Here is a 25,669-nt window from a genome sequence, read left to right as displayed (position 1 = left end):
GCGGCCCCCTCCCCGCGACCGTTCGTTGCCCAGACTTCGGTGGCGCCGCTGGCGATCACCAGCGATAGCCATACCCGCGATAGTACCTAGGGCCGTAGGCGTATGCGGGGCGAATAACGCGCCGGTACGCGGGACGAGCATAGTAGGACCGGTAACCGCCGTAGTATGCGGGGGCGTGGCCATAGTTGTAGCCGTAGTTATAGTATGCCGGCGCATAGCCGCCGTAATACACGGGGGCGTACCCCCCGTAATAGCCATAACCCGGTCCGCCGTAGTAGCCGTAACCTGGGCCATAGGCGTAGGCGCTGGAGGCTATGCCACCAACTACCGCCGCTCCGATTAGTCCGGCCGCGAGTCCAGCGCCCCAGCCACCACCACGCCACGCTTGGGCCGGTGATGGGGCCACCAAGGCAGAGACACCGATGGTGGCAGCGGTCACTAACGCCAATGCTGCTTTCTTCATTTCCGAAGCCTCCGTTGTTCCCGGAACTTCAACCGACAATCCAGCGATAGTTTCCTCCGACCGCCGTTGGCGGAACGGTTTCCACGAAATTTAATACTGATGAACGGCTTGGGAAAGCAAAACCACGCCGTCCCAATGTCCGTGTCGGGTCATTTTCAATGGTCTCGGCGGGGACTATTGGCAAGTTGATGTCCGCTTCTGCCCGTAAGCGCCGGGGAGCCGGGTTGGAAGCGTTGCGATTGCCCCACCCCCTGTGATTCAAACTCCCAAACTGGGGGTCGCGCGGAACGCGTCAGCCGTTCTTGCGTGCCTTTGCCGGCACTTCCTTGGCATAGATGTCCGGCTTGAAGCCGACGACGCGCTTCGGCCCGAGATCGAGCACCGGGCGCTTGATCATCGACGGCTGCTCGGCCATCAGCGCCAGCGCCTTGCGCTCGTTCAACCCTTCCTTGTCGGCATCCGGCAGCTTCTTGAAGGTCGTGCCGGCGCGGTTGAGCAGCGTCTCCCAGCCGACCTCGTCGCTCCACTGCTTGAGCTTGTCCTTGGCGATCCCGGCGGTCTTGTAGTCGTGGAAGTCATAGGCGACGCCGTGATCGTCGAGCCAGCTGCGCGCCTTCTTCATGGTGTCGCAGTTCTTGATGCCGTAGATGGTGATGGTCAAAGCCGTTCCCCGCATGCGATTGCTGCGGGGAAACTAACCCCGCAGCAATCACGGCGCCAGATCGGACGGCGCCGGTCTCCACACCGATATGAGTTGCCTAGCGCGCATAGCGCGTGAAGACGAAATCGTGATCGCTGGCATGGGCCTCGTGGCAGGCGAAACACGTTTCGTGCTGGGCGGCATCGACCGGCTTGCCGTCGATGAAGCGGCCAAAACCCCAACCACCGGTCGAAGCATATTTGGCGGAGTCCTTGACCATGACCTGGACGGTGGTCGCCTGCCCCGTGATGAACGCACCGTTGAGGCCTGCAACCGGCTTGCGCTTCCAGGCGAGCTTCACCAGCACGGTGCCGTCGGGGAATCGCGCCGCACCGTTCTGATAGGCCTTCACGGCGGTCGCATTGCCAAGCACGCTGCGCAGTTCGTCGAGCCCGGTCTCCTCGCCGACTGCGACCAGCTTCCAGTCGCGATAGCCTGCGGGAATTTTCACGCCGAAGATCGGCGATGCCAATGCCGCATCATCGGCGTGCCCGACGGCAAACGGCAATGACGCGCTGATGCAGGCTGCCGCGATCGCGGCAGCTGCCCATTTCACAACCTGCTTCATGATCCGTGATCCGCGCTCGGCTCAGATCTTGCTGACGTCGACGATGGCCTGGACGAAGGCCTGCGGCGCTTCCTGCGGCAGATTGTGGCCGATGCCGCCGATCAGGGTCCGATGCTCGTAATGTCCGGAGAACTTCTTGGCATAGGCCGCGGGCTCCGGATGCGGCGCGCCGTTGGCATCGCCCTCCATCGTGATGGTCGGGATCGCGATGACGGGCGCCTGGGCCAGCGTCTTCTCGAACGCGTCGTACTTTGCCTCGCCCTCGGCGAGCCCAAGCCGCCAGCGGTAATTGTGGATCACGATATCGACATGGTCAGGATTCTCGAATGCCGCCGCGCTGCGGTCATAGATGGCGTCGTCGAACTTCCATTGCGGCGAGGCGAGCTGCCAGATCAGCTTGGCAAAGTCGTGCCGGTTCTTGGCATAGCCCTCGCGGCCGCGCTCGGTGGCGAAATAGAACTGGTACCACCATTGCAGCTCCGCCTTCGGCGGCAGCGGCATCTTGCCGGTCGCCTGGCTGCCGATCAGATAGCCGCTGACCGACACCATGGCCTTGCAGCGCTCGGGCCAGAGCACCGCCATGATGTTGGCGGTGCGCGCGCCCCAGTCATAGCCGCCGAGCACGGCCTTCTCGATCTTCAACGCGTCCATCAGCGCAATGATGTCGGCGGCGACCGCGACCGGCTGGCCGCTGCGCATCGTATCGCCTGAGAGGAAGTGCGTGGTGCCGTAGCCGCGCAGATGCGGCACGATCACCCGATAGCCGGCCTCCGCCAGCGCCGGCGCGACGTCGGCATAGCTGTGGATGTCATACGGCCAGCCGTGCAGCAGGATCACTGCCGGACCTGACGCCGGGCCCATCTCGACATAACCGGTATCGAGCAGGCCGGCATTGATCTGCTTGACCGGACCGATCGTGGTGTGGCTACCGGCCTTGACCGCTGATAGCACCGGCTTGGACTGGGCCTCGGCCGATCCGATGAAGCCGAGCCTGGAAACGGCGAGGATCCCGCCGGCGATGCCAAGGAAGCGGCGGCGTTGCTGATTGATGGATTGGGACATGGCGATCTCCTGCGTCTGGTGTCGCGATTGAATATTGCAGAGACCGCCCCAGTCCGCTTTCAGAGGACGTGGATTTGTCCTTCAGACCGTCGTGATTTTGGCCCCACGCCGCCTGTGCTAGGTTCCGCCCCGCATTCAGCCGCCGGATCATCGAATTTGACTTACCATTTCAACGACTTGATCCTCGATTCCGGGCGGCGGGAGCTGCGCCGCGGCGGTGCCCTGGTGGCCGTCGAGCCGCAGGTCTTCGACCTGCTCGAGTTCCTGATCCGCGCCCGCGACCGCGTGGTCAGCCGCGACGAGGTGCTGGCGGCGGTCTGGCACGGGCGGATCGTCTCGGAAGCGACGCTGAGCAGCCGGGTCAATGCGGCGCGGACCGCAATCGGCGACAATGGCGAGGAGCAGCGGTTGATCCGCACCCTGCCCCGCAAAGGCCTCCGCTTTGTCGGCGATGTCAGGGAGGACATCGCGCCCGATCATCAGGTCGCGGACAAGGCCGCGCCGCCGCGGCCGAGCGAGGGTCCGTCGATCGCGGTGCTGCCCTTCACCAATATGAGCGGCGACCCCGAGCAGGATTACTTCGCCGACGGGATCGCCGAGGACATCACCACCGCGCTGGCGCGCTGCAGCCGCCTCACGGTGATCGCGCGCAACTCCGCCTTCACCTACAAGGGCAAGGCGGTCGATATCCGCCAGGTCGGGCGCGATCTCGGCGTCGGCTATGTGCTCGAAGGCAGCGTCCGTCGCGGCGGCGACCGCCTGCGCATTACCGGCCAGTTGATCGACGCCGTCTCCGGCGCGCATCTGTGGGCCGACCGCTTCGACGGCACGGCGACCGACGTGTTCGACCTGCAGGACCGCATCACCGAGAACGTGGTCGGCGCGATCGAGCCGACCTTGCTGGTCGCGGAGGCCGAGCGGGTCCGGACGGCGCCGCCCGACAGGCTCGACGCCTACGACCTGCTGCTGCGCGCCTACAGCCTGCGCTACCAGTTCACGCCCGAGAGCATGGAAGCCGCGCTCGATTGCCTCGACCAGGCGCTGGCGCTCGATCCGGCTTACGCGCCGGCGCTGGCGGCGTCGGCCTATTGCCATGCGATGCGTCACGTCCAGGGCTGGCTGAAGCCTGATGACTCCTACCGGGAACGCGCGGTCGCGCAGGCCTGGCGCGCGGTCGAGCTCGCGCCCGGTGACCCGCAGGTGCTGTGGATGGCGGCGTTCGCGATCTGGAACATGGCCGACGAGATCGAGCCCGCGCGCGAATTGTTCGAGCGGTCGCTTGCGATCAACCCGAACTCGGCGATGGCGCTGGTGCTCGGCGGCTGGATCGAGGCGATGCGCGGCAACCAGCAGGCCGGCCGCGCCATGATCGAGCGCGCGCAGCGGCTCAACCCGCGCGACCCGCGCGGCTGGTTCGCCTCCGCGGCGCTGGCGATCTGCGCAGTGCTCGATAACAATTTTGCCGAGGCAGTGACGTGGGCCGACAAGGCGCTGGCGCAGAACCGCCGCTTCGCGGTGGCACTCCGCGTCTTGATAGTCGCGCTGGTCAAGACCGGCGACAACGCGCGCGCGACCCAGATCGCGCGCGAATTGCTCAAGGTCGATCCGGAATTTTCGATCTCCGGATTCATGTCGCGAATTCCATTCCCGGTGGAATCGATGTCAGCGACTTATCGTGAAACCCTCAAGGCGGCTGGCGTCCCGGACTGATGCCGCTCTGACGACGCGACGTCATTCACCCGTGGTACGCCGCGCGGCTTGTTTGGCAGCATCGGCCTGATGGCAGTCCATTCCTCGTCTTAGAGTTCGTAGCGCGTGGCCCGCTTCGGTCAACGATTTGAATCATGGCTCGGCAGTGAGGCTCAATGAGCCCGTGCCGATGGGAGCGGTCGCGATGTGCCCGAAAGCGGACGCATTATGCTCACCTTGAGTTTTGTCGAGTTTGACCCCAAGCGAAGCCCTCGCGTTTCTCCCAGACCGCAGCAGGCGCTACTTCGCGCCGATATCGTTCTCAAGGCTGTCAAAGCCCCCGAGTTGGGCGATCTTTTCGAGGTCGCCCAGCGTGACGACAGAGCGCTTGAAATCAAGAATGCCTTGGGTTCGGAACGCCTGCAGGACGCGGTTGACATGCACGACGCTCAGTCCAAGCGCGTCGGCCAGCTTCGATTGAGTAACCGGAAAGTCAAACTGCTCGTTAGCGACCATATCCATCGCTCCAAGCCGCTGGCGCAATTCCGCAATCAAATAGGCCATACGTCCCGATGCCGATCGTGTGCCCAGATTGACGATCCATTGCCGGAACAGCGCGGCGTCAACAAGCGACTCGCGCCAGAGCGCTCTAGCCAAAGCCGGTCGCGTACCAATGGTCCGTTCGAGCTCATCGTGATCAATAAAACCAACCTGCGCTTTTGAGAGCGTCGTCAGGTCGTGATCCATCCGCTTCAATGCCAGCCCATGAAGATCGGGTATGTCGCCCGCGATGTGAAACGATAGGATCTGTCGCTTGCCGTCTTCCGACACTTTGGACCGATAGGCGAAGCCGCTCAGAACCACGCAGCATTGGGTGCTATTGTCCCCCTCGCGAACGATCGGTGAATCTGGCGGCAAACTCTTCACCGGCGCGACGATCGACCGGAGGGCTTGAACATCTTCGTTGGGCAACTCAGAGTGCTGCCGCAGCTTGCGGATCATCATCTCGATCGGCATCTTATGTTCCTTGTCAACCGTCGAGATAGGAAGCCGTCCGGTTCCACCCCACCATACGCCCGGAACGAGCGCAGAGGTTAAATATTATCCCACTACGTCAATTATGCCGATCGGTCGTGTGAATGCGGTATTTTTTTCACATCGAACATGGGAAGCGGCATTTTCCCGACGAAATCGGCGAAGAGCTTCCCAACGATGACGCAGCCTGGAAGGAGGCCACGATCACTGCTGGAAAGCTCCTCCAAGACCTGGATGGCTCGCTGAGGCCAGACCTGGAATGGCGGATGGAAGTAACCGATGCGGCAGGAAATCTATTGTGGGTTCTCCGCCTGCTGACTGAAAGGCACTGAACATCTGTCAGCACCTGTCTCACTTCTGGCTTCGGCTTCTTGCCCTCTTGAGACATGCCGGACGGCCGTGACGAAGTCCGTTTCCGAATGAAGACCGGAAGTGCCGACCCGCCAATGCGAGGTCTCAGTTTGACCCTCAGCAGACATCAAGACAAGACTTCGGCCGGAGCAACCACCTGCAAATTGCAATTTTTAGCTGTGCATGCCCAAACCAATTGAATACATCGTAGAGTCACTAGCAGAGTAACTTGTATTTTCCGCGCCGTCAGATTTTCGTAATCTAACAACTGGCTGAAGGACATGGGAGATGCGCTCGGGCTCGGCAGGTTGGGTGTCACTACTAGTCTTCGTATTTCCATCCATATGTTGTGAAGAAGCGATGGGAGGAGATCCGACGACTTTCGATTTCAAGTATTTCGAGTCCTTGCCGCGAAAAGAGATTGTGAGCGCCGCGCAAAAATATCTGAACAGTCGCTTTCCTGCGGGTTCAGATCTTCAAGTTTTGCAGAAAGAGCTGGTTTCCGCTGGCGCGAAATGCGCGAGAGGAGTCGGGCGGCGCGGCGTGTATTACGAATGCGATTACGAAAGATGGGCTGGAATCCCGCTAGTCACAATTGAGTGGAAGATAATATTGCGTCCGAATGCAGATGAGAAGAGGCTGCAAGGGATTTCAGTGAACCGTGCACTGACGGGACTCTAGAGCGCGCTGTCCGCTTATGGCCCCTTTCGGAAGTGCCGCGCTGGCTATTGAAGGTCCGGTGCCGGTAGTGAAGCGGACGTCGCGATCGCGCGCTCCGACTTCCGAGTCTGCCCCTTAGCGGACATTTGACTGCCCGTTCTTGTGTGACATGATCGTTCGGTTCATCTTGGCGCTGCCAAGCCAAGCTTCGTGCCTTGATTTGGATCAACTCCCTTATTCTCAGACTTTGCTGCACTTAATAATTGCATCAATCATGTTATTCACAGTTCGGAACCCAATAACGAGGTACGGCGATGAAGCAGACCTTGATGTGCGCTACTGCTGTGGTTTCTTTGTTTCTCGGCTGCGCGATCGCCAACCAATCTGCCATCGCGCAAAATGCAAAACCCGAAATTGTTCACGACTCCGAATACTACATCCTGGCGACCCAGCACGGGCAGCGGTGGGCTGCTGAAGATCAGGACATCAACCGCAAGCTCGCGGAGCTTCGACAAAAGTACGGCACGCCGCCCAACATCATCCATATAATGTGGGACGACACAGCGGTCGGCGAGGTGGGCATTCCTGCCATCCAGAAGGTGCGAGGTTTTGAAACGCCGAACATCAACCGTCTCGCTGCCGACGGCATCAACTTCATGCGGATGTACACCGAACCGTCCTGCACGCCGAGCCGTGCGGCGGTATTGACCGGTCGTCACCCCATCCGCAACGGCATGTACAATGTCGGCTTTCCCTATGAGTATGGCGGCTTGGCCTCCACGGAGGTTACGACTGCGGACGTGCTCTCCAAAGCTGGTTATGCGACCGCCTTCTACGGCAAGGCGCATGTCGGCGATATTGAAGCCAGCTACCTGACCAAACACGGTTTCGATGAGGCGCTATGGACGCCCTACAACCAGGTGCCGAGCCTTTACACTCCGCCGGGGCAGTTGAATGTGCTTTCACCCGCCGTCCTATTCCCCGAAATGTTTGGCAAAGACCCTTATGACATTGACGCCGGTTGGCGACCAAGGGGCTATGTGTTTGCGTTGGAAGGCACGAAGGGCGGGCCTGTAAGGGAGTTTGGCCGGGCACCAAATCACGACGACTACACGAAGCTCGATCCAGAGATGCAAAAGCGGACCATCGATTTCATTCGCAAGAACGCGGCGGCCAAAAAGCCGTTCTTTGTTGACTACTGGCCCATCGCGACTTCGTTCCTTGGCTTTCCCAATCGATTGACTGCCAGTGGGGGATTACCGCAAGAGGCGTTTGCCCGGCTTGACGCTTGGATCGGCACCCTGATGACCGAGCTGAAAAACCTCGGGATCGCGGAGAACACGCTTGTCATTCTGATGGCTGACAACGGTCCGATGACGCACAATGGTCCTCCGGGCATGGCGGAGACGCTCTATCGCGGCGGCAAAGGTGACTACCTCGAAGGTGGTGTCCGCGTTCCAGCCATGGCTTGGTGGCCCGGCGTGATTGCCCCGGGGCAGACCGTTGGCGATATCATTCACGAGACTGATCTGTTCACTACCTTCGCACACTTGGCCGGAGCAACGGATAACATACCGACCGACCGCATCATCGATGGCGTAGATCAAACCGCATTGTTCCTGAAAGGCGACACCTTCAGTCGGCGTGACTATGTTTTCATTTACACCGGCAACGTTCTAGCTGCGACGGTGAAGGGTCGATACAAGCGCGTCTGGGTTGGAGAGCATCCCGGCCTGTCAGGAGCTTCCTTCTACGATCTATTCACCGATCCGCGCGAAACGAGCGGCAAGATGCTGCCGATGTTCCCTGCCAAGGGGATGTTCAACATCATGAAGACTCGCCACCAGTTGTGGATGGAGAAATACCCGAACACTGGGGAGGAGCGTGCTTTCCCGCTCACCGGCATCGAGAACGCACGACCGGAAACCAAGGCTGCCGGCGAGCCACGGGTGGATATTGCCAAGCTCCCATTCGATCCTTTCCAGTTCATCAAGAAGCTGCCGGAATGGAATAACATTGACATGGATCGGGAGGAGTGATTGCGCGGTTGTTTGATGTCGCGTATTGGCCCTTCGGCGATCTCGGGAGATGTCCGCTTTTCCGCCGCTGTTGCGCTCAAGCGGACATCAGGCGCCGGCCGCTCAATGAGTACACGGCTTACGCGGTACCACTCCAGTCGCTTGGCCGCTCCGATGAAGCGAGCGCTACAATCCCGGTGATCTCGCCGCCCAGGCCTTGGTGGCCTGGCAGCTTTCCATCGCTCGGACGTAGGCAGGGCGTGCCGTCGTGCGGGCGAGATAGTCTCGCTCGATAAGACCGGGGACGTAGTTGCCGGTTCGCAGTCCGAGCAGGAGGGCGTAGCTCACCGAGATATCGGCAGCAGTGAATCGATCGCCGGCGAGATAGCGGCAATCCGCGAGGCGGCGGATAACCAACCCCAGCCGGCTCTCGAAGGTCTCGCGTGCCCAGCAGGTCACCCGGGCATCTCGCTCGGCTTCGGGCGCCAGTTGGCGACCGACAATGACGGCGTTCATCGGCCCGGCGAGCCCGGCCTCGCCCAGGTGGAGAAATTGCAGATAGGAAGCGAAGGCGGGATCGTCCGGGGCGACGGCGAGCGAACCTGAGCCGTGGCGGGCGAGCAGGTACTCAAGAATCGCGATCGATTCGACCATGATTGTCTCGCCGTCCTGCAGTGCGGGGATGAAGCCGGCGGGGTTGATCGCGAGGAAATCGCGATCGTTCTCGACTGCGAACAGATCGACCGGGCGCAGCCGATAAGCCAATCCCAATTCCTCGAGCAGCCAAACGACACGGAAGCCGCGACCTTCGCCATAGACGGTGAGCATAGTTGAGCGCTCCTGGACTGGGCTGGATGAGGCGCATTCCCTCCTTCCCGCCTGCGCTATGGAAGCATCAGTTGCAAAAGCCGCAACTGCCATAGGGCAAAAGGCAAAAGCCTTGGGGCGAGCGGACGCCAGCGCAATTTCTGAATATTAGAAATGTATTCCTGATTTGCCCGACGTGTCAAGTTGCCTGGCCGAACGCCGACCGCCGCCGGCTCCTTTGCATGGGGTTGTTTTCGATATTTTGGCAGCGCCCCCCTGCGACGGCCCCATAACTTCATATTGCTCTAGCCGGAGCCGCCCGGCTCGAGCGCCTCGCCGAGCTCGAGCGGATGCGCCATGGTCTCGTGCAGCGCGTCCTTGTCGAGCTCGCCCTCGGAGAGGCTGATCACGACGCAGGCGACGCCGTTGCCGATCAGATTGGTCAGCGCGCGGCACTCGCTCATGAACTTGTCGATGCCGACCAGGATCGCGATCGACTGGATCGGAATGTCGGGCACGATCGACAGCGTCGCGGCGAGCGTGATGAAGCCGGCGCCGGTGACGCCGGAGGCGCCCTTCGAGGTGATCATGGCGATGCCGAGGATGCCGAGCTCCTGCCAGATCGTCAGATGGGTGTTGGTGGCCTGCGCCAGGAACAGCGTCGCCAGCGTCATGTAGATGTTGGTGCCGTCGAGATTGAAGCTGTAGCCGGTCGGCACCACGAGGCCGACCACCGAGCGCGAGGCGCCGAGATGCTCCATCTTCTGGATCATCTGCGGCAGCACCGTCTCCGACGACGAGGTGCCGAGCACGATCAGGAGCTCGTCCTTGATGTAGGCGATGAAGCGGATGATCGAAAAACCCGCCAGCCGCGCGATCGCACCCAGCACGATCAGCACGAACAGGATGCTGGTGAGATAGAAGGTGGCGATCAGCGCCGCCAGATTCACCAGCGAGCCGAGGCCGTAAGCGCCGACCGTGAAGGCCATCGCGCCGAACGCGCCGAGCGGCGCGACACGGACGATCATCCGGATGATGCCGAAGAACATCTTGGACGCCTTGTCGATCGCCTCGGCGATCGGCTCGCCGGGCTTGCCCATCAAGGCAATGGCAAACCCCGAGAGGATCGAAATCAGCAGCACCTGCAGCAGGTCGCCGCGCGCAAGCGCGCCGAAGAAGCTGTCGGGGATGATCGCCATCAGATGGGCAACAATGCCCTGCTCCTTCGCCTGCGTCACGTAGGTGGAAACGGACTTCGGATCGATCGTGGAGGGGTCAATGTTGAAGCCGCGACCGGGCTGCAGCAACTCGCCGATCAGAAGGCCCACCGCGAGCGCAACCGTCGACACCGCCTCGAAATAGATCAGCGCCTTCAGCCCGACCCGGCCGACGCGCTTGAGGTCGCCCATCGAGGAGATGCCGTGCACCACGGTGCAGAAGATCACCGGGGCAATCATCATCTTGATCAGCGCGATGAAGCCGTCGCCGAGCGGCTTCAACTGCTTGCCGAGGCCCGGATAGAAATGACCGATCAACACGCCGGCGGCGATCGCGATCAGCACCTGGATGTAGAGGATCTTGTACCAGGGCTGATGTTTGTGATGGACGGCGGGCTTGATCGCGTCTGTGGTCATGAGGTGCCCCGGGCTGGAATGAACTCAACTGGTGATGCCATCTTGGCGGAGCCGCGCGCAAGCGACAATGGCCATTCGCACCCGCCGCGCGCGCACACGAATCTGTCATAGACTACGGCCGGCTCGCATCCGGAGGCTGAGATGGAATTCACCACCCTGTTTCTCGCCATCACCATCGCCATGCTGGTGGCCTGGCGTGGCCCGCGTCCGGTCGCGATCGGATTGTTCGCGGTGATCCTGGTCGCCTGCGTCGCGACCTTGCTGCACCACGCCACCGACCGCCTCACGCTGTCTTTCTGAGGCCAGCCATGACCGACACGCAGGCAGTGACCCTCAATGCCCTCGCGCTCTATGGCCTCGCGCTGTTACTGGCCGCAGCTTTTGCGGCCCAGCTGTTGCTGCACGAGCTGCCCTGCCCGCTGTGTTTGTTGCAGCGCATCCTTTTTGCTCTGCTGGCGATCGGACCGGTCCTGAACATCCGCTTCGGACCGCGGCCGAGCCATTATGCCCTGTCGCTGCTGACGGCCGTGCTCGGCGCCTCGGTCTCGACCCGGCAGGTCCTGCTGCACATCCTCCCCGGCGACGCCGGCTATGGGTCGGCGCTGCTCGGCTATCATTATTATACGTGGGCGCTGATCGGATTCATCGCCGCGATCGTCCTGCTCGCCGCCATGCTGCTGTTCGACCGCCAGTTCGACCACCGCACGGCGCCGGGTGCCTCGCCCGGCAAATTCGCACGAGGTGCAGTGTGGCTGGTGGTCGGGCTGACGGCGCTGAACGTGCTCTCTACCCTGCTCGAATGCGGCTTTGCCGCCTGCGCCGACAATCCGATCGTCTACGAGCTGCTGAAGCAGGCTGCTTAAGGCCGCTTGGGAATATTCAACCCGCGTTCCACCGCCGGACGCGCGAGACCGCGCTCCAGCCAGCCAGCGACATGCTTGAACTGGTCGAATTCGACGAGCTCCCGCGCGCCGTAGAAGCCGATTAGATTGCGCACCCAACCGAGCATCGAGATGTCGGCGATGCTGTATTCATCATCCATGAACCATTGCCGCCCGGCGAGATGCGTTTCCATCACGCCGAGCAGGCGCGCGGACTCGGCGACATAGCGCTGCAGCGGCCGCTTGTCCTCATAATCCTTGCCGGCGAATTTGTGGAAGAACCCGACCTGGCCGAACATCGGCCCTAAGCCGCCCATCTGGAAGTGCACCCATTGGATCGCCTGGTAGCGGCGCGCCGCATCCGCCGGCAACAGCTTGCCGGTCTTCTCGGCGAGATATTGTAGGATCGCGCCCGACTCGAATAGCGGCAGCGGCTTGCCGCCGGGACCGTTGGGATCGAGAATCGCCGGGATCTTGCCATTCGGATTCAGCGACAGGAACTCCGCCGTCTTCTGATCATCCTTGTTGAAGTCGACGAGATGGACCTCGTAGGGCAACCCGATCTCCTCGAGCATGATCGAGACCTTCACGCCGTTCGGCGTCGGCAGCGAATAGAGCTGCAGGCGGTCCGGATGCTGGGCAGGCCAGCGTTTTGTGATGGGAAAGGCTGACAGGTCGGTCATGTCGACATTCTTTGCACGGTTGTTGTTGGGTGGCTAATGTACGGAGCTCATTGAAAGCCGCAAGGTCTGCAACCGGCCATGAACGATCAACAGACAGGCACAAGGCTCGGCCTTTCCGACGACGAGCTCGCAACACATCCGACCGTGTTTGCGGCAGGCGCGTTGGCCGGGCAGCTCGTTGTCGTATCCGGCGGCGCCGGCGGCATCGGCCGCGCCATCACGTGGCTGTTCGCCCGGCTCGGCGCGCATGTCGTGATCGTGGGACGCAATGCCGACAAGCTCGATGCGCTCGTCGATTCTCTCGGCCATCGCGGCCTCAAGGTGTCTGTGCATGTTGCCGACATCAAGGATCCCGACGCGGTCAACGCGATGTTCGATGCGCTGTGGGGCGAGCATGGCCGTATCGATCACCTCGTCAACAGCGCCGGCGGCCAATTCCCGCAAGCCGCGATCGATTTCTCGATCAAGGGCTGGAACGCGGTCATCAACACCAACCTCAACGGCACCTGGTACATGATGCAGGCCGCGGCCCAGCGCTGGCGCGACCACAAACATCCCGGCAGCATCGTCAATATCGTCGTGGTCACGACGCACGGCCTCTACGGCATCGCGCACACGATCGCCGCGCGCTCCGGCGTGATCGGCCTGTCGCGCGCGCTCGCGGTCGAATGGGCGCCGCTGAACATCCGCATCAATTGCATCGCGCCCGGCGCGATCGAGACCGAGGGCTGGAACGTCTACAGCGAGGCGGCGCGCGCCGCCTATCCGCGCTCCAACCCGATGATGCGTCCGGGCACGCCCTGGGACATCGCGGAAGCCGCGGTCTACCTGGCCGCGCCCTCCGGAAAATTCATCACCGGCGAGACGCTGACCGTCGACGGCGGCGGCCAGCATTGGGGCGAGACCTGGACCACCGGCAAGCCCGACTACTTCAAGGGCGACGAATAACGCACGCATACGCCGCCCGCCGCTCCTCGATTATTTGCCGTCGTCGAAGCTGACGATGACGGCGGCGTTCGCGATCAGGATCGGGTCGTTGCCGAGATCGGACGGAATCTCGAGCCCGCCGGCGATCGCCTTTACGGTCTTGGTGCCATAGGGCAATTCCCTGGCGACGGCGTCGGTATCGACCGCTTCGGGATTCGGCACGGCGATCGTGACGTCGACGAACATGTCGTTGGCAGTCTTGCCGAGCATGCGGAAGAAGCCGAGGCTGGAATGGCGGATCGCATCCGAAACCGCGCGCTTGGCGGCCTTGGTGGCGTCGCGGCCGTGAACGTCGACGCCCATGCCCATTTCGGTGATGCAGCGCACGCGTGTCATGAAACTTTCCTGTTGTCGTTGGCGTGAGAGACCTTCACTCCTTCGCCCTCCGCGCGCGCGGCGTCAAGCCGGGTCTCTCGCCTCGCTGACGCTGTTGTGATCGCCGCGCGACAGCATCCATGCCGCAAGGCCTGCGAGGATCGCCGCGGCAACCACCATGACGCAGGCCGCGCTCCAGCCCCATGCCGAGACGATGGCGCCGACCGCGATCGGTCCGGTCACCTGGCCGAAATTGCTGCCCGTCATCAGGAGGCCCATCATGACCGGCACCATCGCCGCCGAACGCGCCGCCGCGGGTGCGGTCGCGAGCAACGTCGCCGGGATCAGGCCGCCGGTTGCGGAGAACAGCAGGCACAGAATGAATGCGCCCCACCCGCCGAGCACCGGCAGGAAGATACCAAGCGCGGACGCGCCCATCACGACGGCCGCAACTGCAATTAACCCAGTCCGGCTCACTCCGCGCGCGAGCAGATTGCCGGCGGCGAGATTGCCGACGACATTAGCGGCCGCCGCCAACGCACTGAGCCCGCCGGCACTCTGGCTGGAGACGCCGAGCCGCTCGGTCAAAAGGATCGGCAGGAAGCTGAACACCGCAAAGAACATCAGGCTGTAGAGCCCGAACAGCACCATCAGAAGTGCCGGGGTGCGGCGCCGCGCCAGCGCGGTGGCCTCTTGCATCAAGCCGGCACGCGCCGGGCCGGTCCGCGATGCCACTTCAGGCACGATGACGCTGGCAAGGACGAACAGCAGAGCGGCAAAAGCGGCGCTGGCCCACCAGATCGCGCGCCAGCCGTCGAACATCGGACCCGCGACCAGCGCCAGCGCGATCCCGAACGGGATCACGCAACTCCACACCGCCATGGTGATGTCGCGCGCACCGACATCGACCACGCGATTGAGCAGTGCGGGGGCAGAGACCATCACCAGCAGGAAGCCGAGCCCTTCCAGCAGGCGCGATCCCAGCAGCACCGCAAGCTGCGGCGCGAGCGCGCCCGACGCCGCACCGAGCGTGATGGCCGCAAGCCCGCACAGCAGCACCCTGCGCGCGCCGACCGCGGCGATCACGACGCCCGCCGGAACGCTGCCGACCAGCCCCAGCACCGCAAAGATGCCGGCGATTGTTCCGACCGCAGCGAGGTCGATGCCGAGGCTTTGCTGCAGCATCGTTGCGGCAATCGGCACCTTCCCGACCTGGAGCGCGGCGCCGATCCCGCAACCGGTCACGACGGCAACCGTCGCCCATCGCCTTGCCCCGCTCTGCTGCACCACGGCCGTCTCGATCGTCATGCGTCCACCCGTCCAGTTCAAGCCGCCACAGATAGCGTTTCCCGATCATCGACAGGAGTGATATGTTTTGCATCCAGTTGATCGATTTCATAGATCATGCTCGATAACCTCACGCTCGACCAGATCCGGGTCTTCGTCACCATCGCCGAAAGCGGCAGCTTTCGCGCCGCCGCGACCAAGCTCGCGCGGGTGCAGTCCGCGGTCAGCCATGCCATCGCCAACCTCGAGTCCGAGCTTGGTCTAATGCTGTTCGACCGCTCCGGCCATCGCCCGGCGCTGACGGCGGAAGGCAAGGCACTGCTCGGCAACGCGCGCGACCTGCTGCTCCGCGTCGACGCGATGCGGGCGCGGGCGCACGGCCTTGGTGACGGGGTGGAGCCGGAACTCTCGCTGGTGGTCGACACCCTGTTTCCGATCGCCGCCGTCGGCGCAGCGCTGACGGAAATGCGGTCCGCCTATCCGTCCGTGAGCGTGCGGCTCGCGGTCGAACCGATGGGCGGGCCGATCACAGCCCTGACCGAACGGCGCAGCGCGCTCGCCGTCACCGTCGGCGAGGATTTTCGCGATCCCCGCCTCGCGCTCGACGCGATCTGCGCCGTGCAAATCGTCGCCGTCGCCTCCGCAAGCCATCCGCTCGCGCGCCGCGGCCGCAAGAGCGTCGCCGACCTTGCCGATCATCTGCAGATCGTGCTGTCAGATCCGACGCCGCTGTCGGAAGGCCGCAGCTTCGGCGTGCTCTCGCCGCAGATTTGCAGGGTGAGCAATCAGGACACCAAGCACGCCATGATCCTGGCCGGGCTCGGCTGGGGCCGCCTGCCGCTCTGGCAGGTCGCGCGCGACCTCAGGGATCGCCGCCTGGTGCGGGTCGAAACCGGCGCACTCGGCCGCAACGCGGCGCTCGCGATGGAGGCCTATCTCGCCCACCGGCTCGACGAACCGCTCGGCCCCGCCGCACGTGCCTTCGCCGATGCGCTGACGCGGATCGCCGCACAAGGCCATACGCCGAAGATCAGGGCGAAGGCGGCGAAAAAACCCTGAGTCGCGGCTGCCGCTCGCCCGCCCCTGCGCAAGCGCCTCAATCCTCGATCTCACATCACGACGTCGAGAGGCCTCGCGCCAACTCCCCGCCATTTCGCTGCGGTTCATCTCCGCGGACGGATAGTGCGCGCGACCGATCCCGGTCTCGCAAGGAGCCGTGCCCATGCCGATCAGCCGCCGGCGAGCGCTGACGCTTGCCTCGCTTTTTGTGGCGACGCCGCGGCTCGGCAGCGAAAGCCGTGCCGAACCGGCGCCAGCCGCTGGGGCGGCGACCTTCGACATGGCCACCTTCACAGCCACCTCCGGCGGCGACGCCGACGCGGCCTTTGCCAAGGCGCTGGCCGCCATCGCCAAGGCAGCGGCTGATGCGAGCAAGGCGGGGCCGGTTCACATCGTCCTCAATCTGGAGAAGAACGCCAGCTACCGGATCAAGCGGCCGCTCGCGTTCCGGCAATTGCACGGCTTCGAGCTCAACGGCAATGGCGCGCAGCTCATCAACACGGCACGTAGCGGGACCTTCGCGATCTCCGGCTGCAACCGCCTCACCATCCGCGATCTCACCATCGACTACGATCCCCTTCCCTTCACCCAGGGAACGATCACCGCCTTCGACAAGCAAGCGGTCGACATCACGGTGAAGGTCGATCCCGGCTATCCCGATGATGCCGCACTGCTGGCCACCTTCACGGATGGCTTCTTCAAGGTGATGGACCGCCGCAACCGGGCGCTGAAGACCGGCGCCAGGGATTTCCTCTCACCGGCCCATGCCACGCGGCTCAGCGACGGCCAGATCAAGGTGCATCTGCGGTGGGGCGCGAACGATCGCTTCCCGAGCCAGCTGCCGATCACGGTCGGTGACGTCGTCACCATCGCAAATAGCGGCGCGCACGCCATCGCGGTGGACTCCAGCGTCGCCACCAGCCTGATCGATCTGAAGCTGCTGGCCTCGCCGGGCATGGGCATCATCGAGAACGGCGGCGAAGGCTCGATGATGCTGCAGAAGGTCTCGGTCGTTCCGGGACCCCGGCCGAAGGGCGCGACGACCGACCGCCTGATCTCGACCAATTCCGACGGTTCGCACTTCACCGCGGTCGCGCGCGGTCCGACCATGGAGGACTGCAGTTTCGCCAATACCTCCGACGATGCCGTCAACGTGCACGGCTTCTACTACTACGTCGTGGCGAAGACCGCGCCGCGGCGGTTTCTGCTCAGCCCGAAATGGGACGTCGGCCTCGCGGCCGGCGACGATGTCGAGAGCTGCGACCATGCGACGTTTCGCTCCCTCGGACGCGGCAAGGTCGAGCAATTGACCAAGCGCCACGCGCCGGAGCTGAAGGCGAAGATCGCCCAGCTCTGGAAGAACCGGAGCCCGACCACGTTGCCGGACCTGATCTACGACGTGGTCCTGCAGCAGGACCTGCCGCTCAAGACCGGCGATGCCATCACCTCGCTAACGCACATCGGATCCGGCGCCACCGTGCTGCGTTGCAATTTCCACGCCTGCGGCCGCGTGCTGATGAAGGCGCCGAACGCCATCGTCGAGAACTGCCAGTTCACGTTCTCGACCGGCGTCGCGCTGCAGGCAGGGAGCGACATCGGCTTCTGGTCGGAGTCGGGATTTGCCGAGAACCTCGTGTTCCGTAACAACCGCTTCAGCCATTGCATCAACGGCGCCAATGAGCTGACCAGCGGCAGCGGCACGCTCGGCACCATCTATGTCGGCATGGTGCCCCCGGAAGGCGCCAAGGGATTTCAGGACAATTTCCAGAACCGGCGCGTCATCATCGAAGGCAATCACATCGACGATTCCTACATCTACGCGATCTTCGTCAGCAATGCCGACAGCGTCAAAATCGCCGGCAACGTAATCGGCCAGACATTTCTGCGCGGCGGCGCGTTCGGGGCCGGCGACTTCTTCCATATCAAGCCCGACAGCGCGATCTTCGTCGGCCGCGCCAGAAACGTCGAGATCAGCAACAATATCGCCGCACACGGCCGGATCGCGACGAATGCGGTCGCGATCGATCCCAGCTGCGACAAGCGCACAGTGCATCTCGCCGGCAACCGGCTGCCCTGAGCGAGCGCGACGCCGCTCAGGGCATCATTCCCGGACTTTGCCTTCCCCCTGCTTCTGCAGCACCGTGATGTGCAGACGGCGGCGGATCTTCATGCCCTGGCGGCGGTAGAGCGCGATCGCCGAGACGTTGCTGGTGAAAACGTGGAGGAACGGAATCTCGCCGCGCGCCACGATCTGGCGGCCGACCTCCGACAGCAGCGCCTGCGCATAGCCGCGGCCGCGATGGTCCGGATGCACGCAGACCGCGGTCATCTCGGTGTAATTCCCCGGCTTCATCCGTTCCCCGGTCATCGCGACCAGCTCGCCGCCAACGCGAATGCCGAGGAAGGTGCCGAGCTCATGCGTCCGCGCGCTGAACGGTCCGGGTTTTGTCATGTCTGTCAGCGCCATCATCGCGGGAACGTCAGCGGCGCCGAGCGTGACGATCTCGACGCCGGGTAGAGAAAACTCCGCCGGTGTGCCGATCATCTGCTCGCCGGTTTCGGCCAGCAGCACCTTGAACTCCGGCGGCACCGTGACCGGATCGGGCGTGAACAGCACCGCGATATCAGGTCCCGACAGCAGTGCGCCGAGCGCGGCAAAACTATTGGCCGACATATCGACCATGTCGGCGAAGGGTCCGATGGCGACCGGAAAGCGCCTTGCCTCGGCGCCGCCTTCCGCAAGGTCCCGTTGCCTCGTGGTCAGCGCGCTCCAGATTGGGCGATCAAGCGGATGGATCGGCGGGACTTCGGACATGCGGCGCTTCGCTCCTGATTTTCCTCGAACAGAGCAAGAAGCGCCGACAAAATCCAGCGTGGCGTGATCTCATTACAGCTCACAATCACGCCAGCAGGATTTCTTCGCCGTGCCGAACCGATCCTTAGGCGACCTTCAGGCAGAGCTCGGTACCGCCCTTGAGCGGCAGCGTGATCGACACAAAGCCATTTTTGGGATCGCGCACGAACTCCAGAAAATCCGCCTCGGCATTGTCGTTCATGACATAGCCACCGACGCGAAGCTGCGGAGCAACGATCTCGATCACCTGGCGGGCGAGTGTCGGTCCCTTCTCACCCGGCCAGCCGTCGATCAGGATGAAGTCGACCGGGCCGCCGAGATCGCGCAGCGTTTGGCGCGCATCGCCCTCGCGGATCTCGGCGTAGTCGGCAAGGCCGGCCTCGGCGAGATTGCGTTTTGCGGTTGCGACCTTGGCCGGCACGATCTCCGAGCCGATCACCTTGCCGCCGCCATTGTCGCGCAGCGCGGCGGCGAAATACAGCGTCGACATTCCGACCGACGTCGCGAACTCCGCGACGCGTTTGGCGCGCAGGCCGCGGCACAGCAGATAGATCAGCTCGCCCTGCTCCGGATGGATCGAGAAGCCCTGCTCGGCGTAGTCGAGAGGATCGCGACTCATCGTCGGATTGCCGCGCGGACCGCCGGCGGCCGGCCTGCGGCGCGTGGCCTGCAGGCGCGCGATGACGGCAGCGACGCGGGCGTCGGCAATCGCGCTGTGCGGTTCAGCGTTGTACATGAAGGGTCTCCTTTGCTGCGACTGCGTCATTGCTGCAGGATTTCGGCGGCGGCGCGGTCGAGGATTTTCGCGATGCGGCGCGCCTCGGCGGCATCGCAGCCGCGCTTCTGGCGCAGCGCGCTCTTCAGGGCGTGACGGGCGCGGTGCACGTCGTCGGAGGATTCGCCATCGAGATCGCTCACGCCGGCGAAGGCTTCGCGCACCTCCTCCATGCGGCCGCCGATCCGCGACAGCGCCTGGAGAATGGTGTCAGCGGTGGCGCGGTTCTCGGCGAGATGCGCCTTGCCCTGCTCGGTGACGCTGTAGAGCTTGCGCGCCGCATCCCGGGTGACGCTGGCGTGGCCGATCTCCTCGAGGAAGGTCAGCGCCGGATAGATCACGCCCGGGCTCGGGCTGTAGAAGCCGTCCGACCGCTCCTCGATTTTCTTGATCAACTCGTAGCCATGCGCCGCCTGCTCGCCGAGCAGCGCCAGGATGACGAGTTGCAGATCCTGCGACGAGAGCCGCCGCGATCCCGGAAAGTCGCCGCCGCCACCCCGCCCGAAGAAGCCATGACCGCCGCGGCCGAAGCGATGGCCGCCCCGGCCGTGCCGTCCCATGGCGAAGAACCCAAACCGGAATCCGTCATCGTCCCGGCCGCCAAACATCGATCGTCTCATTGGTCATTCCTTACTGAAAACATATCTTACGATATATCTACAGATGAAGCGGCGGCAACCCACGTTTTCGTGAGGCCCCGCGGACAAGCAGCGACCGGAACTGGCCCGGGACCGCGGACTCACGCCGGGCTTGTCGACGATCACGCGGCTGGCCTATGGCTTTGCAGCCCTCCAGCCGCTCCGACTCATGCGTCCAAAAACCTTCGAAGCTCATTGCCTGCGCCTGCCCGCCGTCACCAAGGTGGTGCAATGGGAAGGCACGTCGGTGTTCAAGGTCGGCGGCAAGATGTTCGCGCTGGCCGGCGGCTTCATCGCGAGCACCGGCGGCTTCATGTTCAAGACCTCGAACATGGCCTATCAGCTTCTGATCGAGCAGGAGCTCGCGCGGCCGGCGCCGTATCTCGCGCGTGCCAAATGGGTGCAATTGATCGGCAACGACGTCCTGCCCGACGCCGAGCTCAAGGCCTATCTCGATCAGGCGCATGCGCTGATCGCTGCAAAGCTGACGCGGAAATCGCGCAAGGCGCTCGGGCTCGACTGACCGGCGCGGCCGCGGCGCTCTTCAGCCACCCAGCGGCTCGTCGGAATCGCCCGACAGCAATTTCGGAAACAGCTCCTTGAAGGCGAACTTGTCGTCACCCTTGGCGCGGTGGAAGCGCAGTACGACGTCGAACCGGCTGGCGTCCCATTTGGTGGGCGGCTTGCCCCTGCTGACTGGTATCAACGGAAGGACGTCGGCGATGATCGCCTTGTGCTCCCAGCACAGCAGCACGACGCCGTTCAGCGCCAGCAGCGCCTTGACCAGCGCCGGCTCATCACCTTTGCCAAAACCTTCGTTGGGCATCGCGCCAAGACGCGCCGCCAGCGCCGAGATCGTCTCAGCGGGACGGCTGCTCGGCCCCCGGTTGGGCGTGGTGCCGGGCGTCGCGGCATAGATCGCGTCAGGCTTGGCATAGTCGCCCTTGGCGAGGTCGGTGCCAAACAACGCGGTCCATGCGCCGGCGCGCTGCCAGCCGCGCAGGACAAGCGACTCGGTATCGGACACACCGTCCGCGGTGAAGCCGGGCCCCGGCCAGCCATCATCGGGCTTTTCGGCGTGACGGATGATGAAGAGCGTGAGTGCGTCCATGGCGTCCTCTCGGGCGAAGATGTGTTGCTGGCAACGGCAATTTCGATCCTACGCTGGCGGCATGCTCCCCTTCATGAACAGCGTCACAATTTGCGAAAACTCGAGCGGTACTGCGTCGGCGACACGCCGAGCCGCTCGGTGAACACGATGCGCATCCGGTCGGCCGAGCCGAAGCCGCAATCGAACGCGACCGCCTTCAGCGGCCGGTCCGAGCCCTCGAGCAGCCGGCGCGCGGCGTCGACCCGCGCGCGTTCGACGAATTCATGCGGCGTGATGCCGGTCCCCTGCGCGAAGGCGCGGCCGAAATTGCGCACGCTCATGCCGACGGCCTCGGCCAGCGATTGCAGCGTGTGGCGCTCGCCGACACGCTGCATGACATGCGCCTGCGCGCGCGCAATCGGCGAATCCTCGTCGACCGGCGCGGTGAGATAGGGGCTGAACTGCGACTGGCCGCCCTGGCGTTGCGCCACCACGACCAGCCGCTTGGCCACCGCGACCGCCACCTGCGGCCCATGACGCTCGGCGACCAGCGCGAGACCGAGATCGATGCCCGCGGTCACGCCGGCAGAGGTCATCAGTCTGCCGTCACGAATGTAGATCCGGTCGAAGATCACCTCGGCAGCCGGAAAGCACGCCGCCAGAAGCTGCGCGTTCTGCCAATGCGTCGTCACCTTGTGCCCGTCGAGCAGCCCAGCATGGCCGAGCGCGAAGGCACCGGTGCAGATCGAACCGTAGAGCTCGGCGCGCGCGGGCGCCCCGCGCAGCCACTGCGTCAGCGCCGGATCCGGCTCGGCATCGGGCAAGGCCGGTCCGCCGGCAACCAGCAGGATGTCGAATTTCTCTTCTGCCTCATCGAAACTGAGGTCGGCCGATATCTTCATGCCGTTCGATGCGCGCAGCGGTTCGCGGCTGGCGCCGACCAGCACCGTCTCGTAGCCGTCGCCATCAGCGACAAAACCATTCGTCTCCGCGAACACATCGACGGGCCCGGCGACATCCAGCGCCTGAACCCCTTCGTGAATCGCGATCGCCACTTTCTGAACCGCCATACCCTCTCCCTGCCCCAGCCTTTCCTTGCCTGTGGCGCGAAACGATGTCTGGTTGGCCCGATCCGGCGGCGCACGAGCGTTGCGAGATCAGGCCAAAGCGGGCGACAAGCACACCACGGATCACGCCACCGGGCGATCCGAACCCACCGCAGAGACGAGCGCTGGCGCGCCCCGCGTGTTCGCACGCCACGGCATCGTCTTGCCATATCGAGGAGCGTCTTGAAATGACCGAGATCATCGCCGGCATCCGTGTACCCGACAGCGCCATGGCCCGTGCCGCCACCCAGCTGGTGCGCGATACCGAGGACGACCTGCTCTACAATCACAGCCGCCGCGTGTTCTTCTGGGGCGCGCTGACCGGCAACCGCCGCAAGCTGAAGTTCGATCCCGAGCTGCTCTATGTCGGCGCCATGTTCCACGACATGGGCCTCACCGCCGAACATGCCAGCCCCGATCTGCGCTTCGAGGTCGACGGCGCCAACGCCGCGCGCGACTTCCTCAAGGGCTACGGGGTCGCCGAACGCGACATCGATGATGTCTGGGCCTCGATCGCGCTGCACACCACACCGGGGATCCCCGAGCATATGCGCCCGACCGTCGCGCTGGTCACCGCCGGCGTCGAGATGGACGTGCTCGGCATTGCCTATGACGATTTCGCGCACGAGCACCGCGACCATGTCTGCGCGCATCATCCGCGCGAGGCGAACTTCAAGGAGAACATCATCGATCATTTCGCGGCCGGCACCATCAAGAAGCCGCTGACCACCTTCGGCAACGTCAAGGCCGACGTGCTGGCGCTGAAGGACATGAACTACACACGGGTGAACTTCTGCTCGATCATCCTCGGCTCGAAATGGCCGACATGACTGCGCGCCGAATTTCAATCCGAACCGCAAAGGAGAAGACCATGACGATTGCCGTCAACACCGGCTTCGCCGAGGCCGAGCGGACGAATATCGCGGCGGCGCTCTCGACGGTTCTCGCCGACACCTACGCGCTGTATCTGAAGACGCATGGCTACCACTGGAACGTCATGGGTCCGATGTTCCAGGCCCTGCACACGCTGTTCGAAGGGCAATATCGCGAGCAATGGCAGGCGCTCGACGATGTCGCCGAGCGCATCCGCGCCCTCGGCGAACTGGTGCCGCAAACCTATTCCGCATTCGCCAAGCTCACGGCGATCAAGGACGGATATGCCAGCCTCGACTCGGAGGCGATGGTGGCCGAATTGCTCCACGACAACGAGACGGCCGTGAGGACCATCCGCGATGCCTTCGCAGTCGCCGAGTCCGCCGGCGATCAGGCGACGATGGACATGCTCAACGTCCGCACCACAGCGCACGAGAAGCATGCCTGGATGCTGCGTGCGACGCTCGACGTCAAATGAGCGAACCGACTGAACCGCACCAGCGTGTCGGTTCAGGCGTGCGGACCGCGGTCGGGGCCTGGAGCTCGCCCAGCGGCCACGAGCGCGAGCCTGGCAAGGTAGTGCGTCCAACCCTTGCTATGGCTCGCGCACTGCTCGGCGTTCGGCAGGCCGCTATGGGTCATCCGCAACAGCGTGCCGCTGTCCTTGCCGATCAGGTCGATCTCGATCAGGCTCGATCCCGGAGGGACCTCCGCGCCGCCCTCCCAGCCGAAGCTGTAGGCGAGACGGTGCACCGGCACGACCTCGCGAAATGCGCCGCGTGCCGCCCGCGACAGATCGCCGGAGACGCCCTTGAGCAGATAGAGCCCGCCGGGATGCAACTCGGTCTCGGCCTCGAGCCCCATCCAGCTCACGATCTTCTGCGGATCGGTCAGGAAGGCGAACACGGTTGCCGGCGGCGCTGCGATCTGGATCTCGCGTTGAACGATGAAGGCTTCAGTCATCGATCCATCCTCCATGGACGGTGGTCTTCAGGGATAATTCGTGACAAGGGCGGTGCGTCAACCCCATGATGGGGTGATGCAATTGTCCTCGACGTTGAGCTGGCTGGTCGACGCCGCCGCCGAGACCGCGGGCGCCAACCGGTTGCTGGCGGATCTGGGTAGCCACCTTATCACGGATGGCCTGCCGCTTGCCGGCGGTGCGCTGACGCTCGAAGTTCCGCACCCGCTGATCGCCAGGCGCACCTGGCTGTGGCGCGCCGGCAATGGCGAGGTCATCGAGGCGCTCGGCTTCGCGCCGGAACAGCCCTTTGCAATGCCCGATATGGTCGGATCCGGCGATGCCGGCCGGCGCTGGCTCAATAGCCTCGCGCCCGGCCCCATCCACGAGGACACGATTGGAACGCGGCCGGATGGCCCGACCCTCGGCTGGATCGGGACCCGCGCCTTCACGCCGGCCGAGGCGGATCAATTGCGCGAGGCGGCGCGCTTCACGGCCGCACCGCTCGCCGCGCTCGCGGCGCGCGCGACATTGACGGCGGCGCTGGAGGCCTATCTCGGCCGGCGCAGCGCTGCGCGCGTCCTGGCATCGCCGTTGCGGCGCAACACCGGTGAAACCATCCGCGCGGCGCTGCTGTTTGCCGATCTGCGCGGCTTCACCGCGCTCTCCGAAAGCCATCCGCCTGCTGAGGTTATCGCCGCCCTCGACGCCTGGTTCGACCGCATCGCCGGCGCGATCCACGCCTTCGGCGGCGAGGTGTTGAAATTCATCGGCGACGGGCTGCTCGCGATCTTTCCGGTCACGACGAGCGCGCGCAGCGCATGCGAGGCGGCATTGCGCGCGGTGTCGGCGGCCCGCGTCGGCATGGCGCATCTCGATACCGAGCGGCGCAAGCACGGCCTGCCGCCACTGCCATCCGGCGTGGCGCTGCATCTCGGCGAGGTACATTGGGGCAATATCGGCGCCGCCGACCGCCTCGACTTCACCGCGATCGGCGCCGCGGTCAATCTGGTCAGCCGGCTGGAAGGCCTGTGCAAGCCGCTGGAGCAGACCGTTCTGGTGTCGGGCGCGCTTGCCGCCGAGACCGAGACGCCACTGGTCGCGCTCGGCACCCATGAGCTGCGCGGCATCGCACGGCCCTGCGTGGTCTTCACCCTGCCGGAGGGATGAGCC

General features: G+C 64.0%; 28 protein-coding genes. 13 read left to right on the top strand and 15 right to left on the bottom strand.

From position 1 onward, the window contains the following. Nucleotides 1-755: 755 nt before the first annotated feature. From ACVIGB_RS51500 to ACVIGB_RS51490, 3 genes are all read right to left on the bottom strand, one after another. Nucleotides 756-1,124: an ArsC family reductase gene (locus tag ACVIGB_RS51500; RefSeq protein ID WP_456723453.1), complete on the bottom strand. Its 369-nt coding sequence runs from the start codon at nucleotides 1,122-1,124 to the stop codon at nucleotides 756-758. Nucleotides 1,125-1,221: 97 nt separating this feature from the next. Then, nucleotides 1,222-1,731: a cytochrome P460 family protein gene (locus ACVIGB_RS51495; RefSeq protein ID WP_456723454.1), complete on the bottom strand. Its 510-nt coding sequence runs from the start codon at nucleotides 1,729-1,731 to the stop codon at nucleotides 1,222-1,224. Nucleotides 1,732-1,752: 21 nt separating this feature from the next. Beyond that, a complete protein-coding gene (locus tag ACVIGB_RS51490; RefSeq protein WP_456723455.1) occupies nucleotides 1,753-2,793 on the bottom strand; it encodes an alpha/beta fold hydrolase in 1,041 nt (346 codons plus the stop codon). Nucleotides 2,794-2,949: 156 nt separating this feature from the next. Between ACVIGB_RS51490 and ACVIGB_RS51485 the strand changes: the two genes are divergently transcribed. Continuing rightward, a complete protein-coding gene (locus tag ACVIGB_RS51485; RefSeq protein ID WP_456723456.1) occupies nucleotides 2,950-4,503 on the top strand; it encodes a winged helix-turn-helix domain-containing tetratricopeptide repeat protein in 1,554 nt (517 codons plus the stop codon). Nucleotides 4,504-4,782: 279 nt separating this feature from the next. On the opposite strand, the gene ACVIGB_RS51480 is transcribed toward ACVIGB_RS51485, so the two are convergent. Next, nucleotides 4,783-5,499, bottom strand: a complete 717-nt coding sequence (locus tag ACVIGB_RS51480) for a Crp/Fnr family transcriptional regulator (protein ID WP_456723457.1) — start codon at nucleotides 5,497-5,499, stop codon at nucleotides 4,783-4,785. A 122-nt stretch (nucleotides 5,500-5,621) separates the two neighbouring features. Between ACVIGB_RS51480 and ACVIGB_RS51475 the strand changes: the two genes are divergently transcribed. From ACVIGB_RS51475 to ACVIGB_RS51465, 3 genes are all read left to right on the top strand, one after another. Next, nucleotides 5,622-5,849 carry a DUF6894 family protein gene (locus ACVIGB_RS51475; protein WP_456723458.1) on the top strand — a complete coding sequence of 76 codons (228 nt, stop codon included), beginning with the start codon at nucleotides 5,622-5,624 and terminating at the stop codon, nucleotides 5,847-5,849. Between the two features lie 307 nt (nucleotides 5,850-6,156). Further along, the gene (locus ACVIGB_RS51470; RefSeq protein ID WP_456723459.1) at nucleotides 6,157-6,549 is read left to right on the top strand and encodes a hypothetical protein; all 393 of its coding nucleotides are present in this window, start codon (nucleotides 6,157-6,159) and stop codon (nucleotides 6,547-6,549) included. Between the two features lie 293 nt (nucleotides 6,550-6,842). Further along, nucleotides 6,843-8,567 (top strand): sulfatase-like hydrolase/transferase, encoded by a 1,725-nt coding sequence (locus ACVIGB_RS51465; protein WP_456723460.1) that lies wholly within the window; start codon nucleotides 6,843-6,845, stop codon nucleotides 8,565-8,567. A 165-nt stretch (nucleotides 8,568-8,732) separates the two neighbouring features. On the opposite strand, the gene ACVIGB_RS51460 is transcribed toward ACVIGB_RS51465, so the two are convergent. Continuing rightward, on the bottom strand, nucleotides 8,733-9,374 hold the full coding sequence (locus tag ACVIGB_RS51460; protein WP_456723461.1) for a glutathione S-transferase family protein: 642 nt from the start codon (nucleotides 9,372-9,374) through the stop codon (nucleotides 8,733-8,735). Between the two features lie 284 nt (nucleotides 9,375-9,658). Continuing rightward, nucleotides 9,659-10,987 (bottom strand): dicarboxylate/amino acid:cation symporter, encoded by a 1,329-nt coding sequence (locus tag ACVIGB_RS51455; protein WP_456723462.1) that lies wholly within the window; start codon nucleotides 10,985-10,987, stop codon nucleotides 9,659-9,661. 141 nt (nucleotides 10,988-11,128) lie between these two features. Here ACVIGB_RS51455 and ACVIGB_RS51450 point away from each other — a divergent pair, with 141 nt between their 5' ends. Together ACVIGB_RS51450 and ACVIGB_RS51445 are read left to right on the top strand one after the other, a co-directional pair. Continuing rightward, a complete protein-coding gene (locus ACVIGB_RS51450; protein ID WP_171947542.1) occupies nucleotides 11,129-11,287 on the top strand; it encodes a DUF5993 family protein in 159 nt (52 codons plus the stop codon). 8 nt (nucleotides 11,288-11,295) lie between these two features. Beyond that, entirely contained in the window at nucleotides 11,296-11,850 is a 555-nt protein-coding gene (locus ACVIGB_RS51445; protein ID WP_456723463.1) for a disulfide bond formation protein B, read from the top strand. Here ACVIGB_RS51445 and ACVIGB_RS51440 read toward each other — a convergent pair. Next, complete coding sequence (locus ACVIGB_RS51440) at nucleotides 11,847-12,551, bottom strand: glutathione S-transferase family protein (RefSeq protein ID WP_456723464.1); 705 nt, start codon at nucleotides 12,549-12,551, stop codon at nucleotides 11,847-11,849. The two genes, ACVIGB_RS51445 and ACVIGB_RS51440, sit on opposite strands and share 4 nt — an antisense overlap. A 78-nt stretch (nucleotides 12,552-12,629) precedes the next feature. Between ACVIGB_RS51440 and ACVIGB_RS51435 the strand changes: the two genes are divergently transcribed. Then, nucleotides 12,630-13,499 (top strand): SDR family oxidoreductase, encoded by an 870-nt coding sequence (locus tag ACVIGB_RS51435; RefSeq protein ID WP_456723465.1) that lies wholly within the window; start codon nucleotides 12,630-12,632, stop codon nucleotides 13,497-13,499. A 30-nt stretch (nucleotides 13,500-13,529) separates the two neighbouring features. On the opposite strand, the gene ACVIGB_RS51430 is transcribed toward ACVIGB_RS51435, so the two are convergent. Both ACVIGB_RS51430 and ACVIGB_RS51425 read right to left on the bottom strand, forming a co-directional pair. Continuing rightward, nucleotides 13,530-13,874 (bottom strand): Lin0512 family protein, encoded by a 345-nt coding sequence (locus tag ACVIGB_RS51430; RefSeq protein WP_229170061.1) that lies wholly within the window; start codon nucleotides 13,872-13,874, stop codon nucleotides 13,530-13,532. Between the two features lie 63 nt (nucleotides 13,875-13,937). After that, nucleotides 13,938-15,161, bottom strand: a complete 1,224-nt coding sequence (locus ACVIGB_RS51425) for an MFS transporter (RefSeq protein ID WP_456723466.1) — start codon at nucleotides 15,159-15,161, stop codon at nucleotides 13,938-13,940. A gap of 96 nt (nucleotides 15,162-15,257) precedes the next feature. On the opposite strand from ACVIGB_RS51425, the gene ACVIGB_RS51420 reads away from it, so the two are divergent. Both ACVIGB_RS51420 and ACVIGB_RS51415 read left to right on the top strand, forming a co-directional pair. Next, nucleotides 15,258-16,199 (top strand): LysR family transcriptional regulator, encoded by a 942-nt coding sequence (locus ACVIGB_RS51420; RefSeq protein ID WP_456723467.1) that lies wholly within the window; start codon nucleotides 15,258-15,260, stop codon nucleotides 16,197-16,199. Nucleotides 16,200-16,362: 163 nt separating this feature from the next. Then, complete coding sequence (locus ACVIGB_RS51415) at nucleotides 16,363-18,276, top strand: right-handed parallel beta-helix repeat-containing protein (RefSeq protein WP_456723468.1); 1,914 nt, start codon at nucleotides 16,363-16,365, stop codon at nucleotides 18,274-18,276. Between the two features lie 24 nt (nucleotides 18,277-18,300). Here ACVIGB_RS51415 and ACVIGB_RS51410 read toward each other — a convergent pair whose 3' ends face one another. The 3 genes from ACVIGB_RS51410 to ACVIGB_RS51400 all read right to left on the bottom strand — a co-directional run bounded on the left by ACVIGB_RS51410 (nucleotide 18,301) and on the right by ACVIGB_RS51400 (nucleotide 20,436). Further along, nucleotides 18,301-19,014: a GNAT family N-acetyltransferase gene (locus ACVIGB_RS51410; protein ID WP_456723469.1), complete on the bottom strand. Its 714-nt coding sequence runs from the start codon at nucleotides 19,012-19,014 to the stop codon at nucleotides 18,301-18,303. A gap of 124 nt (nucleotides 19,015-19,138) precedes the next feature. Beyond that, nucleotides 19,139-19,789, bottom strand: a complete 651-nt coding sequence (locus ACVIGB_RS51405) for an O-methyltransferase (RefSeq protein ID WP_456723470.1) — start codon at nucleotides 19,787-19,789, stop codon at nucleotides 19,139-19,141. Between the two features lie 26 nt (nucleotides 19,790-19,815). Continuing rightward, nucleotides 19,816-20,436, bottom strand: a complete 621-nt coding sequence (locus ACVIGB_RS51400) for a PadR family transcriptional regulator (protein ID WP_456725233.1) — start codon at nucleotides 20,434-20,436, stop codon at nucleotides 19,816-19,818. A 199-nt stretch (nucleotides 20,437-20,635) separates the two neighbouring features. Between ACVIGB_RS51400 and ACVIGB_RS51395 the strand changes: the two genes are divergently transcribed. Beyond that, nucleotides 20,636-20,989 (top strand): MmcQ/YjbR family DNA-binding protein, encoded by a 354-nt coding sequence (locus tag ACVIGB_RS51395; protein WP_456725234.1) that lies wholly within the window; start codon nucleotides 20,636-20,638, stop codon nucleotides 20,987-20,989. Between the two features lie 21 nt (nucleotides 20,990-21,010). Here the strand turns inward: ACVIGB_RS51395 and ACVIGB_RS51390 are convergent, their stop codons facing one another. Together ACVIGB_RS51390 and ACVIGB_RS51385 are read right to left on the bottom strand one after the other, a co-directional pair. After that, nucleotides 21,011-21,577, bottom strand: a complete 567-nt coding sequence (locus tag ACVIGB_RS51390; RefSeq protein WP_456723471.1) for a histidine phosphatase family protein — start codon at nucleotides 21,575-21,577, stop codon at nucleotides 21,011-21,013. Between the two features lie 83 nt (nucleotides 21,578-21,660). Further along, nucleotides 21,661-22,626 (bottom strand): GlxA family transcriptional regulator, encoded by a 966-nt coding sequence (locus ACVIGB_RS51385; protein ID WP_456723472.1) that lies wholly within the window; start codon nucleotides 22,624-22,626, stop codon nucleotides 21,661-21,663. A 224-nt stretch (nucleotides 22,627-22,850) separates the two neighbouring features. On the opposite strand from ACVIGB_RS51385, the gene ACVIGB_RS51380 reads away from it, so the two are divergent. Then, nucleotides 22,851-23,492, top strand: coding sequence for an HD domain-containing protein (locus ACVIGB_RS51380; RefSeq protein ID WP_456723473.1), 642 nt, complete (start codon nucleotides 22,851-22,853; stop codon nucleotides 23,490-23,492). A gap of 41 nt (nucleotides 23,493-23,533) precedes the next feature. Beyond that, entirely contained in the window at nucleotides 23,534-24,013 is a 480-nt protein-coding gene (locus tag ACVIGB_RS51375; RefSeq protein WP_456723474.1) for a Dps family protein, read from the top strand. 32 nt (nucleotides 24,014-24,045) lie between these two features. On the opposite strand, the gene ACVIGB_RS51370 is transcribed toward ACVIGB_RS51375, so the two are convergent. Then, complete coding sequence (locus tag ACVIGB_RS51370; protein WP_456723475.1) at nucleotides 24,046-24,498, bottom strand: SRPBCC family protein; 453 nt, start codon at nucleotides 24,496-24,498, stop codon at nucleotides 24,046-24,048. 76 nt (nucleotides 24,499-24,574) lie between these two features. Between ACVIGB_RS51370 and ACVIGB_RS51365 the strand changes: the two genes are divergently transcribed. Then, nucleotides 24,575-25,666 (top strand): adenylate/guanylate cyclase domain-containing protein, encoded by a 1,092-nt coding sequence (locus tag ACVIGB_RS51365; RefSeq protein ID WP_456723476.1) that lies wholly within the window; start codon nucleotides 24,575-24,577, stop codon nucleotides 25,664-25,666. The last annotated feature ends 3 nt before the right edge of the window (nucleotides 25,667-25,669 follow it).

This window comes from Bradyrhizobium sp. USDA 4341, assembly GCF_054063755.1.
Note: the sequence above shows the minus strand (reverse complement) of the source record. Positions and strands in the feature narration are given on the sequence as shown.

Bases quoted from the DNA above. Each gene is read 5' to 3' on its own strand.
- ACVIGB_RS51375 (WP_456723474.1), top strand. From the start codon at position 23,534: ATGACGATTGCCGTCAACACCGGCTTCGCCGAGGCCGAGCGGACGAAT.
- ACVIGB_RS51410 (WP_456723469.1), bottom strand. From the start codon at position 19,014: ATGTCCGAAGTCCCGCCGATCCATCCGCTTGATCGCCCAATCTGGAGC.
- ACVIGB_RS51440 (WP_456723464.1), bottom strand. From the start codon at position 12,551: ATGACCGACCTGTCAGCCTTTCCCATCACAAAACGCTGGCCTGCCCAG.
- ACVIGB_RS51425 (WP_456723466.1), bottom strand. From the start codon at position 15,161: ATGACGATCGAGACGGCCGTGGTGCAGCAGAGCGGGGCAAGGCGATGG.
- ACVIGB_RS51405 (WP_456723470.1), bottom strand. From the start codon at position 19,789: ATGTACAACGCTGAACCGCACAGCGCGATTGCCGACGCCCGCGTCGCT.
- ACVIGB_RS51460 (WP_456723461.1), bottom strand. From the start codon at position 9,374: ATGCTCACCGTCTATGGCGAAGGTCGCGGCTTCCGTGTCGTTTGGCTG.
- ACVIGB_RS51385 (WP_456723472.1), bottom strand. From the start codon at position 22,626: ATGGCGGTTCAGAAAGTGGCGATCGCGATTCACGAAGGGGTTCAGGCG.
- ACVIGB_RS51490 (WP_456723455.1), bottom strand. From the start codon at position 2,793: ATGTCCCAATCCATCAATCAGCAACGCCGCCGCTTCCTTGGCATCGCC.
- ACVIGB_RS51420 (WP_456723467.1), top strand. From the start codon at position 15,258: ATGCTCGATAACCTCACGCTCGACCAGATCCGGGTCTTCGTCACCATC.
- ACVIGB_RS51400 (WP_456725233.1), bottom strand. From the start codon at position 20,436: ATGTTTGGCGGCCGGGACGATGACGGATTCCGGTTTGGGTTCTTCGCC.
- ACVIGB_RS51480 (WP_456723457.1), bottom strand. From the start codon at position 5,499: ATGCCGATCGAGATGATGATCCGCAAGCTGCGGCAGCACTCTGAGTTG.
- ACVIGB_RS51430 (WP_229170061.1), bottom strand. From the start codon at position 13,874: ATGACACGCGTGCGCTGCATCACCGAAATGGGCATGGGCGTCGACGTT.
- ACVIGB_RS51435 (WP_456723465.1), top strand. From the start codon at position 12,630: ATGAACGATCAACAGACAGGCACAAGGCTCGGCCTTTCCGACGACGAG.
- ACVIGB_RS51465 (WP_456723460.1), top strand. From the start codon at position 6,843: ATGAAGCAGACCTTGATGTGCGCTACTGCTGTGGTTTCTTTGTTTCTC.
- ACVIGB_RS51445 (WP_456723463.1), top strand. From the start codon at position 11,296: ATGACCGACACGCAGGCAGTGACCCTCAATGCCCTCGCGCTCTATGGC.
- ACVIGB_RS51415 (WP_456723468.1), top strand. From the start codon at position 16,363: ATGCCGATCAGCCGCCGGCGAGCGCTGACGCTTGCCTCGCTTTTTGTG.
- ACVIGB_RS51475 (WP_456723458.1), top strand. From the start codon at position 5,622: ATGCGGTATTTTTTTCACATCGAACATGGGAAGCGGCATTTTCCCGAC.
- ACVIGB_RS51370 (WP_456723475.1), bottom strand. From the start codon at position 24,498: ATGACTGAAGCCTTCATCGTTCAACGCGAGATCCAGATCGCAGCGCCG.
- ACVIGB_RS51390 (WP_456723471.1), bottom strand. From the start codon at position 21,577: ATGGACGCACTCACGCTCTTCATCATCCGTCACGCCGAAAAGCCCGAT.
- ACVIGB_RS51495 (WP_456723454.1), bottom strand. From the start codon at position 1,731: ATGAAGCAGGTTGTGAAATGGGCAGCTGCCGCGATCGCGGCAGCCTGC.
- ACVIGB_RS51380 (WP_456723473.1), top strand. From the start codon at position 22,851: ATGACCGAGATCATCGCCGGCATCCGTGTACCCGACAGCGCCATGGCC.
- ACVIGB_RS51450 (WP_171947542.1), top strand. From the start codon at position 11,129: ATGGAATTCACCACCCTGTTTCTCGCCATCACCATCGCCATGCTGGTG.
- ACVIGB_RS51395 (WP_456725234.1), top strand. From the start codon at position 20,636: ATGCGTCCAAAAACCTTCGAAGCTCATTGCCTGCGCCTGCCCGCCGTC.
- ACVIGB_RS51455 (WP_456723462.1), bottom strand. From the start codon at position 10,987: ATGACCACAGACGCGATCAAGCCCGCCGTCCATCACAAACATCAGCCC.
- ACVIGB_RS51470 (WP_456723459.1), top strand. From the start codon at position 6,157: ATGCGCTCGGGCTCGGCAGGTTGGGTGTCACTACTAGTCTTCGTATTT.
- ACVIGB_RS51365 (WP_456723476.1), top strand. From the start codon at position 24,575: ATGCAATTGTCCTCGACGTTGAGCTGGCTGGTCGACGCCGCCGCCGAG.